Source organism: Pectobacterium hainanensis (assembly GCF_046237015.1).
Taxonomy (GTDB): domain Bacteria; phylum Pseudomonadota; class Gammaproteobacteria; order Enterobacterales; family Enterobacteriaceae; genus JBJYIN01.
In genome coordinates this window covers 106,349-118,369 of the sequence record NZ_JBJYIN010000004.1, presented here as the reverse complement: position 1 = coordinate 118,369, position 12,021 = coordinate 106,349, and the positions used below count along the sequence as shown (strand labels likewise).

Genomic DNA, 12,021 nt, shown 5'->3' with positions numbered 1-12,021 from the left:
CGTTCATCAGCAAAGAATAGGGGATAATTTATAGCATAAAAAAGGCTGGATGAATATCCAGCCTCACATTTCAACGTAACCGCCCCGGTAATGGACTCATTTTCCCAGTCGCATGATGTAGCAGATTCTGGTTGAAATGGCAGTGCGTGATAGCAATAGCCAACGCATCGGCGGCATCAGCCTGTGGACTCGCGGATAATTTCAACAGCGAGCGCACCATGTGCTGCACCTGCTTCTTATCAGCAGCACCGGTTCCTACCACCGTTTGTTTCACCAGACGAGCCGCATATTCCGACACGGGTAGATCCTGATTGACGGCAGCAACAATCGCAGCCCCTCGAGCTTGTCCAAGCTTTAACGCTGAATCCGGGTTTTTCGCCATGAAAACTTGTTCAATAGCCAGACAGTTCGGTCTGAACTGCGTGATGATTTCACTCACGCCGGCATAAATCAATTTCAAACGGGTCGGCATATCATCCACCACCGTTCGGATACAGCCGCTACCAAGATAGGTCAGCCGCCGACCTTGCTGATGAATAACACCATAACCGGTTACGCGCGAACCGGGGTCGATGCCCAGAATAATTGTCATCGCACCGCTCCACCGGTTCGTTTATCAGTAAAACGTTGTTCCTTCCGCATGGATAAACTGCCATTACAGCAATTCGGCCACCTCATCGGAAATTTCACCGTTATGATAAACCTCCTGCACATCATCGCAGTCTTCCAACATGTCGATAAGGCGCATCAGTTTAGGCGCAGTTTCTGCGTCCATATCCGCTTTCGTCGAAGGAACCATGGAAACCTCCGCAGATTCAGCGACCAAACCCGCGGCATCCAACGCATCCTTCACATCACCGAACGTTTCCCACGGTGTGAAGACATCAATTGCCCCGTCATCATAAGTCACGACATCATCGGCACCCGCTTCTAACGCCGCATCCATTACCGTGTCTTCATCTAAACCTGGCGCATAGGAGATAACGCCTTTTTTGGTGAAAAGATACGAAACGGAACCATCAGTCCCCAGATTACCGCCCGTTTTAGTAAACGCATGACGAACTTCGGAAACCGTACGATTACGATTGTCACTCAGACACTCCACCATAACGGCTGTACCGCCAGGGCCATAACCTTCATAAATGATGGTTTCCATGTTGGCATCGTCGTCGCCCCCAACACCACGTGCAATGGCTCGGTTCAGGGTATCGCGCGTCATGTTATTGGACAGTGCTTTATCAATCGCAGCACGCAGACGCGGATTCGACCCCGGATCACCCCCACCCAATCTGGCGGCGGTGACCAGTTCACGGATGATTTTAGTAAAAATCTTACCGCGCTTGGCGTCTTGTGCTGCTTTACGATGCTTGGTATTGGCCCACTTACTATGACCTGCCATAAAAATCTCCGAAAAAAGCCTGCATTAGGCCGGATAAATAACAAATTCCTCAATCGCCTGCCGGTTGCTCCATGACTTGGTCAACTGCGCCGCAAGGGGCGCATCCAACCATTGGTACGCGAGGTGTTCAGATATCACCACCTCACGTTCTTCGGGTAACGCCAGACAGAACCAATGTTCCGTATTGTGCGTGACCCCCGGCGCATAGCGACGTCTTAAATGAGCAAACAGCTCAAACTCAATACAGCGTTGACAGTCAAAGAGTGATAACGCCTCGGCGGATATATCAATATTAACTTCTTCTTTAACCTCACGCTGTGCAGCAAACGACGCGCTTTCCCCCTCCTCTATACTGCCAGTCACCGACTGCCAGAATTCGGGGTCATCACGACGTTGCAGCATCAGCACCCGCCCGGTATCTCGGGCATAAATCACCACCAGAATCGAGACGGGTCGCTTATATGCCATATTATTCTTCCTCTGATTGACTATCCTGAGCAATCTTTCCCTTACCAACGACAGCAATCGATAATTCATCCAGCGCCGTCGGGTTAGCAAAGCTAGGCGCTTCCGTCATCAGGCAAGCCGCCGCCGTGGTTTTCGGGAAAGCAATCACATCGCGGATATTATCCGTTCCGGTCAACAACATCACCAGGCGATCCAAACCAAATGCCAGACCGGCATGCGGCGGTGTACCATATTTCAGCGCATCGAGCAGGAAGCCGAATTTTTCGCGTTGTTCACGTTCGTTGATACCCAAAATACCAAACACCGTTTGTTGCATATCGCTATTATGAATACGAACGGAACCGCCACCGACTTCATAGCCATTGATAACCATATCGTACGCATTGGCGATCGCTGAAATCGGATTAGCCGCTAATTCGGTCGGCAGCATATCTCGTGGTGATGTAAACGGATGGTGCATCGCCGCCAAACCGCCTTCCTCATCCTCTTCAAACATGGGGAAGTCAATCACCCACAGCGGTTCCCAGCTACCGTCGTTCGTCAGGCTCAAATCGCGTCCCAACTTAAGACGCAGGGCCCCCAGAGCATCGGTCACCACTTTTGCACTATCTGCGCCAAAAAACAGAATATCGCCATCCGCAGCAGCGGTACGCTCCAGCAGCGCAGTCAGCACTTCTTCATTCAGGAATTTCGCTACCGGACTTTGCACACCGTCCAGACCTTTGGCTCGCTCATTGACCTTGATATAAGCCAACCCTTTAGCGCCATAAATCTCAACAAATTTGCCGTACTCATCTATTTGTTTGCGACTCAGTTGTGCGCCACCCGGCACTCGGATAACCGCAACACGCCCCTTGTTATCATTGGCTGGGCCAGAAAAAACTTTGAACTCAACGTCTTTAACCAAATCGGCTACATCCACCAGCTCAAGTGGATTACGCAAATCTGGTTTATCAGAACCGAAGCGACGCATCGCTTCAGCGAAAGTCATTACGGGAAAATCCCCCAGATCGACGCCCTTCTGATCTAACCACAGCGCACGAACCAGTTTTTCCATCACTTCACGCACTTGTGGTGCAGTCAGAAACGAGGTTTCCACATCGATCTGAGTAAACTCAGGCTGGCGATCGGCGCGTAAATCTTCATCGCGGAAGCATTTAACAATTTGGTAGTAGCGATCAAAACCGGACATCATGAGCAACTGTTTGAATAGCTGCGGTGATTGCGGCAACGCATAGAATTTGCCTTTGTGCACGCGGCTCGGCACCAGATAGTCTCGCGCCCCTTCCGGCGTCGCTTTCGTCAGCATCGGCGTTTCTATATCCAGAAAACCGTGCTCATCCATAAAGCGGCGAACAAAACTGGTGATCCGGGCGCGAGTTTTCAAACGCTGCGCCATTTCAGGACGACGCAAATCCAGATAACGGTATTTCAGACGAGCTTCTTCAGTATTCGTCTGATTAGCATCCAGCGGCAAAGGTTCGGATCGATTAATAATGTTCAACCCACTGGCAAATACTTCAATTTCACCTGTTGCCATTTCTTTGTTGATTTGGCTGTCAGGACGGGCACGAACCACACCCGTAAGCTGAATGCAAAATTCGTTGCGTAACTCGGATGCCTGTTTAAACGCGTCCTGACGGTCCGGGTCAAAGAACACCTGAACCAGCCCTTCTCGGTCGCGCATATCAATAAAAATCAAACCACCCAGATCGCGGCGGCGGTTAACCCAACCGCACAATGTCACTTCCTGGCCCACATGGGACGAATTCAACTGCCCGCAATATATAGTACGCATTACGATGTCCTTTTACTCAGCCGCACAGCCCACACCTTTTCACTGTGATCAACACCCGAAAAAACAGTGAGATTGTTGCTAAACGACATAGTTTTTCTGGATTAGTGTCCGATGAAAAAAGGCGAGCATTATAAAGGAAATTAGCCCGCACGATAAGTATGAAGGTAACGCGCTACCGCACACCTGCACACTCTTTTTGATAAATTTCTTTATTGGTTAATGAAATGATCATCAATATGGCGTAAATTTGTTACCAGAATAGCAAGGTTATCCGTCAGTTTTTTCTCTACACGCCACACCATACCGTCGTGCCACTGAGGGAAAAATGAAGAGATTATGCGAAGTGATGGCCTGTCTGGACGCATGTTAAAAAGAGCGGGTAAATTTGCGGAACACCGCGATAACGCTTTGAATGGAACCTGCTAAAATCATACTTATACCCCAAATAATTCGAGTTGCGTGACAAAACGTTATCGCTTTAAACAACGCGATGCTTAGCGCCTTTAGGGCGAGACCAACTCACATGCAACTCGAAGTATCACGGGGATAAAACAAAATTATTAGCTGATGTATACCCTAAATAATTCGAGTTGCGTGAAGGCGGCAAGCGAAGGACAAATTCGTCGGGAACGAATTTGACCAGCCTTTGGCTGGCCTCTGGTGAGAGACAGGATGTCTCTCATTTAATCCCGATGAGCTTACTTGAGTAAGTGATTCGGGTGACTGAACGTAGCCAACGCACAAGCAACTTGAAGTATGACGGGTATAGACATATTTTGCATGGAGTCACATCATGTATTCATTTGTTGCCCGCCAGCCCATTTTAAATCTGCATCTCAGGACAGTTGCCTATGAACTTTTCTTTCGCAACGATATCACCAATAAATTTCCAGATGTCAGTGCTGAATTTGCTACAGCACAACTCATTGCCGATCAGTTTTTAACAAACTCGCTTGCCAAATTGGATGGGGAACAACTTTATTACGTCAATTTCCCTTATCAAATGCTCATTGATGGTCATGCAGAAATATTACCGCCAGAAAAAGTGGTGATTGAAGTTCTGGAAAGCGCGACCCCCGATGACCTTCTATTCGATGCCATAAAGGCGATGAAGCGAAAGGGATTTAAATTTGCCCTTGACGACTTTATGATGGAACCACAGTGGAACCGATTCCTCCCTTATATCGATATCATCAAGTTCGACCTGATGCAGTCGACATTCGAGGAAATCGAAAATTTTATCAATAACCTCTCTCACAAGCACCTGACTTACCTCGCGGAAAAAGTCGAAACACACGAGCAATATCAGCAAGGGAAGAGAATCGGCATTTCACTTTTTCAAGGCTATTTTTTCAGTGTCCCTGAGATTATAAAATCAAAAAAGTTGATAAATAACACCAGCACGACAATTAAATTGCTGAAGGAGGTCAACAAACCGGAAATAGACTATAACCGGATTGAAGAGCTTATCTGTGGCGATCTCTCGCTGTATTATAAGTTGATGCGTTATATTACCAATATTAAATACCATACCCGTTTTGGTATCAATTCATCCACCATGTCTTTTCGGACCATGGCAATACTTCTTGGACAAAAAGAGCTAAAACGTTTCGTTTCATTAGTCAGCATCACAAACGGGAATGCAAACAAACCAAGTGAACTTTATCGAATGAGTTTAATTCGGGCTCGTTTTTTTGAGTTGTTGCACGAACATTTTACTCGTCATGAAGATACAACCGAAGCGTTCTTATGTGGATTGCTGTCACTGCTTGACGCCGTTCTGGATTCACAATTGCCATTATTACTTTCTCAGATTGTCTTACCCGAAAGTATCAACCAGACGCTAGTACATAATACGGGTAAATTCGCCCCCTACCTCACGCTCATTTCCGATTACGAACAACATCATTGGGAAAAGCTTGAAATCGACCTCTTATATATGGAACTCTCTGAAACAGATTTTATCCGCATGATAATCGATGCGACACGTTGGGCAGATGACATTTTGTAGCCCTTTTACCGTTAACAGCCTCGCTGGCCGATATGCCTGAAAAAGACGGATGATTATGTTTTATGTTGGTTTACCACAGTGGCAACATGCCGCCTGGGGACGATTAGGGTTGTATAATCTGGCTGATTATTCGCGTTATTTTAACTGTGTTGAAGGAAATACCACATTCTACGCGTTGCCCGCTCGCGAGATCGTGATGCGATGGAGAGATATGACAGATGACAATTTCCGGTTTTGTTTTAAATTTCCTTCAGCGATCAGTCATCAAGCTGCTTTGCAACACTGTGAAAATGAAGTTAAAAGTTTCTATCAGTGTCTGGAGCCGTTAACCGAGCGCATTGGGCAACTTTGGATTCAACTACCGGCTGCATTTAGTCCCGCACAACTTCCCGTATTATGGCAGTTTCTTGACGCGCTACCACAAGGCTTTAATTACGGCGTTGAAGTCAGGCACCCGCAATTTTTCGCCAAAGGAGACGAAGAACGCCATCTGAACCAGGGATTGCAGCAGCGCGGAATGAATCGCGTTATCCTTGATAGTCGCCCCGTCCACCACGCAATGCCCGACAGCGTCGCCATGCGGGAAGCACAACGCAAGAAGCCGCGATTGCCCGTGCACGCCGTACTCACGTCAACACAGCCTATTATTCGTTTTATCGGCTGTGAGAATACGCAGGAAAACCATCACTGGTTTCAGCCTTGGTTGAAAAAGCTACCGCAATGGTCCTCCGCTCAGCCATTTTTATTTATTCATACGCCAGATATTGGTGATGCTCCCTTGCTGGCCCAACAGCTTTGGCCGTTGTTGGCGGACGTGCTCCCCTCGTTCCCACCGATGCCGGATTGGCCGCAACAGGCATCACTTTTTTAACGAGTGTTATTTGCCCTCCTTAGCCCTACCAATAGATTTCAAACAAAAATAATTGACTTGGCAGGCGACAGTTCGTCCGGGGGAAGCTATTATTCTGCCAGCCGTTTTCGGTCAGGTTATGGAGTTAAAAATGGTAAGCGCGCTTTACGTAGTGCTCGGCGCATTGTTATTGATAAAGCTGTCTCTTGATGTAGTAAAACTCAGAATGCAATACCGTGTTGCCTACGGAGATGGGGGGTTTTACGAGCTCCAGACGGCGATTCGCGTACATGGTAATGCCGTTGAATACATTCCTATCGGTGCCATTCTGTTGGTTCTGATGGAAATGAATGGCGCAATGATGGTTATGGTACATGTTTGCGGGCTGATGCTGATTGTCGGGCGTGTATTGCACTATTATGGCCTGCACCATCGCGAGTTTCGCTGGCGCCGGGCGGGCATGGCAGGAACATATGTATCGCTTGTGCTAATGGCATTGTTTAACCTCTACTATTTGCCCTGGGAACTCGTATTTACACTTTACTAATCAAAGCCTAACGCCGCACGGAACATTGGTTTCTAGGAAAGTAACGGCTTGCTTCAACGCCCTTCTCCGCATGCAATTACCAGTAAATGGTAATTGCCTTACGTTGCTACGCATCATATCAGCACATGCTTTCTTGACGCATTCTGCTAGAATATCGCCCTTCAATTATTTAGCGCAGTTCTATCTCCGCCATGCCAAATCGCGATATGCTTTTTTCCGCCCCAATAGCGAATCTGGGCGACTGGACCTTTGACGAACGTGTTGCCGATGTTTTTCCCGACATGATTCAACGCTCAGTTCCAGGCTATTCCAACATTATTTCAATGATTGGCATGCTTGCCGAACGATTTGCTCAGCCTGAAAGTCAGATTTACGATCTGGGCTGCTCTTTGGGTGCCGCTACCCTGTCAATAAGACGCAATATTCGTGCATCAGGTTGCAAAATTATCGCGGTGGATAATTCCCCGGCCATGATCAAACGTTGTCGTAACCATATTGATGCTTTTCGTTCAGATACGCCGGTAGACATCATTGAATCCGATATTTTAAATATCGAAATAGAGAATGCTTCAATGGTTGTATTGAATTTCACACTGCAATTTTTAGAGCCGGATAATCGACAATTATTGCTCAATCGCATCTATCAGGGTCTTAACCCCGGCGGCGTCCTGGTCCTTTCTGAGAAATTCAGCTTTTCCGATGCAGAAATTGACGAGCTATTATTCAACATGCATCTCGATTTCAAACGCGCCAATGGCTATAGCGAATTGGAAATCAGTCAAAAACGGAGCATGTTGGAAAACGTGATGCGGACTGATTCTGTAGAAATACACAAGGATCGTCTGATGCAAGCCGGTTTCGAACATCGTGAAGTTTGGTTCCAATGTTTTAATTTTGGCTCTTTACTGGCCGTCAAAACGGGGAACCCAGTATGATTGATTTCGGTAACTTTTATCAGCTGATTGCCAAAGGTCCGTTAAGCCACTGGCTGAATACGCTGCCGCCACAGTTGAGCCATTGGCAGCAGGAGTCACTCCATGGGAAATTCAAACTGTGGTTTAACACTCTCGAACATCTCCCTTCGCTGACGCCAACATCGCTGGATCTTATACATAGTGTAAGCGCACAGATGGAACCCGATATTTCCATCGGGCAACGTGAAGGCATTGAAATGCTACTGCGTAACCTGATGCCCTGGCGCAAAGGGCCATTTTCCCTGTATGGCGTAGACATCAATACCGAGTGGCGCTCCGATTGGAAATGGGAGCGCGTGCTGCCACACATCAGTCCATTAAAAGATCGGTTAATACTTGATGTGGGTTGCGGTAGTGGTTACCACTTATGGCGCATGGTGGGCGAAGGTGCTCACATGGCGGTCGGCATCGACCCTATGCAGCTATTTTTGTGTCAATTCGAAGCCGTTCGTAAGCTACTTGGTGACGATCAGCGGGCACATGTTTTACCCCTAGGTATCGAACAATTACCTGAGCTTGCAGCGTTTGATACCGTATTTTCCATGGGCGTGTTATACCATCGTCGATCTCCACTCGATCATTTGTGGCAATTAAAAAACCAGTTGGTCTCTGGGGGAGAGTTGGTATTGGAAACGCTGGTCATTGAAGGCGATGAGCATCAGGTTCTGGTGCCAGGAGAACGCTACGCACAGATGCGTAATGTCTATTTTATCCCTTCCGTTGCGGCACTGACTAAATGGTTGGAGAAATGCGGATTTGCTGACATTCGCGTCGTCGATGTTTGCACCACCACTGTTCAGGAACAACGTCGTACCGACTGGATGGTCAGCGAATCACTGGCCGATTTTCTCGATTCTTCAGACCCAGATAAAACCGTAGAGGGTTATCCTGCTCCCCGTCGCGCGGTATTGATCGCCCATAAACCTTAACGTACAAGAAAAATAGCTGAAAGGCGGTTTCAACCGCCTCGCCATCGGCGGGCGAGGTCGATTTCTGGCTGACCAAAGTAAGCCCACGTTGCTAATGCCGCCTTACCAGGCTAGCTTGTACGCCTAGCTTCAAACCACCCCACCATTGGCAAAAACGGTTTGCCCGTTGATCCACATACCGTCGCTGCTGCACAGAGCAGAGATAACGTTGGCAATATCCTCCGGCTCACCAATCCGTTGGTGTGGCGTGCGCTGGGCAAAACCAGCAATTTGCTCGGGTGTTTTGCCATCGGTGAAGAGTGTGGTGTTGACCAAACCTGGTGCCATCGCATTGACAGAAATTTGGCGGCCCGCCAACTCTTTGGCTAGCACGTTTGCAAACAACTCTTGGGCAGCTTTGGTGGCGGCGTACGGGCCATACGTGGGGCTGCGCAACTGAGTGATACTGGAGGACAAGCTGATGATGCGCCCGCCATCGCGCACGCGCTGTGCAGCCAAGCGTAATACATTGAAGCTCCCCTTGAAATTGACCATCATCATGCGGTCAAAATCCTCATCAGTCATGTTGGAAAAGGGCGAAAGCCGCATGACACCCGCATTGCTGACTACCACATCCACCCCGCCGAAGGCTTCTTGCGTGGCGTCAAACAATCTGCGAACGGCTGCCGGATCACTGACATCAGCCTGAACGCTGATGGCTTTGCCGCCGGCTTTTTCAATCTCCACAACATTCTTTTGCGCCAGATCCTGATTGCGCAGGTAGTTGACAGTGATGCTGTAACCATCCAGCGCCAGTCGCTTGGCCGTTGCTGCGCCAATGCCGCGCGAAGAGCCGGTGACAATCGCGACTTTGCCATTGGCCGATGCTCCCGCGCCAGTGACATTGGCCCGTTCGGCAGCCACGGCTGTCTGCCCGGCGGCCATCAACATGACCGCTGGCGTAGCTAAGGCCGCAGCACACAGCAGCTTGCGGCGCGATTGACCAGCTTGATCAATTCCAGGAGTAGAGATTTTGTCGTTGGACATGTCAGTTCCTCGTCGTTTCTGTAGTTGCAAAGGGTTGGAAAATCATTCAAGAGGTGCGTGGCCGGCCTATCGCTGATTAGTGCGGCCTCAGACCAAGCCGCCATTGGCGTTGACCACCTGACCGTTGACCCATGCACCTCGCCCACTGACCAGCATCGAAATAACGTTGGCAATATCCTTCGGTTCGCCCAGGCGTCGATACGGAGTTTGGCGGGCAAAACCAGCGATCTGTTCGTTCGTCTTGCCATCGGTGAACAGTGTGGTGTTGGTGGTTCCCGGCGCAACAGCGTTGACGGAGATCATTCGGCCTGACAGTTCCTTGGCCAGAATGTTCACAAACACATCAACTGCTGCCTTGCTGGCGGCATAAGGGCCGTAGGTAGGCGGACGCAACGTCACCGTACCCGAAGACAGTGCGATGATGCGTCCGCCATCGACCACCCGCCGAGATGCTTCACGCAGGGTGTGAAAGCAGCCTTTCATGTTCACGTCGATCACTCGGTCGTAATCAGCATCACTCATCTGTGAGAACGCCCCCAACCGCTGAATGCCAGCATTCGCCACTGCGACATGCAATGATCCGAAGGCCTCGTGGTGGGCATCGAACAGACGACGCACCGCCTGTGGGTCACTGACATCAGCCTGCACGCTGATGGCTTTTCCGCCTGCTTCAGTGATCTCGCGAGCCAGCTGTTCAGCCAGATCCCGGCTGTTAAGGTAGTTGATCGTCACCGCATAGCCATCTTGCGCCAAACGCCTGGCGGTGGCTGCACCAATGCCACGTGAAGAACCGGTCACCAAGGCAGACCGAGCTTGGCCAACGTCAGTGGCTGTAGGGTTCGGTGCTGCGGCATTCACTGTGCTCCCTAGCAACGCAACTGGAGCGGCCAAAGAGGCGGCGTGCAGCAATTTGCGGCGCACCAAATCAGTATCTTGTGGGCTTGCGGAGCCACGTGGATTGAGGTCGTTATTGGGCATGGATTCCTCCAGAAAGATTGAGCTCACATAAAGTGCAGGTTGCGATCGCACCTTGCTGCGGTGCCATCAGCGACGCTGTTGCGCTGCATTGGCATTGATGCGGTCGAAAACTTGTTCAAAGCGGCCTTCGCGCTCGGCCAGACGTTGCAGGCAGGCACGCTCAACCACAATCTCAGAAGGTGTCGGCTGCTGGTTGAACAGCGCCATGACTTCGTCCATGAAGGCGTGCAACGGCAAATAACCTTCGCGCTCGGATTGGCCGGGCGTCAACTCGGTTTGCACCGCAGGCGGGACCAACTCGATCACTTCCACCTGACCTGCCAGCTGCTGACGCAGACACTGCGTATAGACATGCACGGCGGCTTTGCTGGCGCTGTACACAGCGGCATCCGCACGCGGGACAAAGGCCAACCCGGATGACACCGTCACCACAGCCGCATGCGGCTGTTGTTTGAGTTGGTCAATCAAGGCATTGGTTACACGGATGGTGCCCAGCAGATTGGTGCTGATCTGCGCCTCGGCATCGTGCAAATCGCCATGCGTGCTCAGATCCTCATAGCGCATGATTCCAGCGTTATTGATCAACACGTTCAGTTGCGGGAACTGTTCCAGGACTTGCTGCGCAAATGCCGTGATGGCCTGTGGATCATCCACATTCAACACCATCGCATGCATGCGAGCGTGAGCGTCGATAGTAGATTGCAGGGCATCCAGACGGCGCCCGGTCACGATGACAGTGTTGCCTTGAGCGTGCAAGCGCAGGGCCAGCTCACGGCCAATACCGGAGCCGCCGCCGGTCACAAGAATAGTGTTTGCTGTGGTTTGCATGTTCTTAACTCCTAAAAATTGAGAAGACGGATGTCGGATGCAATCTCCTGCGATTAACTGGGTGTTGACACCGTTAGTCGATGGACAAAACGCACTATAAAACCTAAACTCTCTTTTTGTAAGAAGGCACCTAAAAGTTCTATACTAACCAATTGGTAATAAATGTATGTATCGCCACGCGCGCGCCATCACTGCCAGTTGCGTGGCACGAGC

12 protein-coding genes are annotated in these 12,021 nt (G+C 49.8%); 5 read left to right on the top strand and 7 right to left on the bottom strand.

What is annotated here, in order from left to right:
* Positions 1 to 70 precede the first annotated feature (70 nt).
* From ruvC to aspS, 4 genes are all read right to left on the bottom strand, one after another.
* Positions 71 to 592 (bottom strand): crossover junction endodeoxyribonuclease RuvC, encoded by a 522-nt coding sequence (gene ruvC, locus ACKPVM_RS05455; protein ID WP_409307571.1) that lies wholly within the window; start codon positions 590 to 592, stop codon positions 71 to 73.
* Between the two features lie 63 nt (positions 593 to 655).
* Entirely contained in the window at positions 656 to 1,399 is a 744-nt protein-coding gene (locus ACKPVM_RS05450; RefSeq protein ID WP_409307569.1) for a YebC/PmpR family DNA-binding transcriptional regulator, read from the bottom strand.
* A gap of 24 nt (positions 1,400 to 1,423) precedes the next feature.
* Positions 1,424 to 1,867: a dihydroneopterin triphosphate diphosphatase gene (nudB, locus tag ACKPVM_RS05445; RefSeq protein ID WP_409307567.1), complete on the bottom strand. Its 444-nt coding sequence runs from the start codon at positions 1,865 to 1,867 to the stop codon at positions 1,424 to 1,426.
* Position 1,868: 1 nt separating this feature from the next.
* Positions 1,869 to 3,665, bottom strand: a complete 1,797-nt coding sequence (gene aspS, locus ACKPVM_RS05440; protein ID WP_409307565.1) for an aspartate--tRNA ligase — start codon at positions 3,663 to 3,665, stop codon at positions 1,869 to 1,871.
* A 793-nt stretch (positions 3,666 to 4,458) separates the two neighbouring features.
* On the opposite strand from aspS, the gene ACKPVM_RS05435 reads away from it, so the two are divergent.
* The 5 genes from ACKPVM_RS05435 (at position 4,459) to cmoB (ending at position 8,976) form a co-directional block, all read left to right on the top strand.
* The gene (locus ACKPVM_RS05435; RefSeq protein ID WP_409307563.1) at positions 4,459 to 5,676 is read left to right on the top strand and encodes an EAL and HDOD domain-containing protein; all 1,218 of its coding nucleotides are present in this window, start codon (positions 4,459 to 4,461) and stop codon (positions 5,674 to 5,676) included.
* A 55-nt stretch (positions 5,677 to 5,731) separates the two neighbouring features.
* A complete protein-coding gene (locus ACKPVM_RS05430) occupies positions 5,732 to 6,547 on the top strand; it encodes a DUF72 domain-containing protein (RefSeq protein WP_409307562.1) in 816 nt (271 codons plus the stop codon).
* A 130-nt stretch (positions 6,548 to 6,677) separates the two neighbouring features.
* Positions 6,678 to 7,073, top strand: a complete 396-nt coding sequence (locus ACKPVM_RS05425; protein ID WP_409307560.1) for an MAPEG family protein — start codon at positions 6,678 to 6,680, stop codon at positions 7,071 to 7,073.
* A gap of 191 nt (positions 7,074 to 7,264) precedes the next feature.
* Complete coding sequence (gene cmoA, locus ACKPVM_RS05420) at positions 7,265 to 8,008, top strand: carboxy-S-adenosyl-L-methionine synthase CmoA (RefSeq protein ID WP_409307559.1); 744 nt, start codon at positions 7,265 to 7,267, stop codon at positions 8,006 to 8,008.
* Positions 8,005 to 8,976, top strand: coding sequence for a tRNA 5-methoxyuridine(34)/uridine 5-oxyacetic acid(34) synthase CmoB (gene cmoB / locus ACKPVM_RS05415; RefSeq protein WP_409307557.1), 972 nt, complete (start codon positions 8,005 to 8,007; stop codon positions 8,974 to 8,976). The genes cmoA and cmoB overlap by 4 nt, the downstream gene beginning before the upstream one ends.
* A 129-nt stretch (positions 8,977 to 9,105) precedes the next feature.
* Here the strand turns inward: cmoB and ACKPVM_RS05410 are convergent, their stop codons facing one another.
* From ACKPVM_RS05410 to ACKPVM_RS05400, 3 genes are all read right to left on the bottom strand, one after another.
* Positions 9,106 to 10,002, bottom strand: coding sequence for an SDR family oxidoreductase (locus tag ACKPVM_RS05410; protein ID WP_409307556.1), 897 nt, complete (start codon positions 10,000 to 10,002; stop codon positions 9,106 to 9,108).
* 87 nt (positions 10,003 to 10,089) lie between these two features.
* Positions 10,090 to 10,875 carry an SDR family oxidoreductase gene (locus tag ACKPVM_RS05405; RefSeq protein ID WP_409307554.1) on the bottom strand — a complete coding sequence of 262 codons (786 nt, stop codon included), beginning with the start codon at positions 10,873 to 10,875 and terminating at the stop codon, positions 10,090 to 10,092.
* A gap of 171 nt (positions 10,876 to 11,046) precedes the next feature.
* A complete protein-coding gene (locus ACKPVM_RS05400; protein WP_409307552.1) occupies positions 11,047 to 11,808 on the bottom strand; it encodes an SDR family oxidoreductase in 762 nt (253 codons plus the stop codon).
* Positions 11,809 to 12,021: the final 213 nt, after the last annotated feature.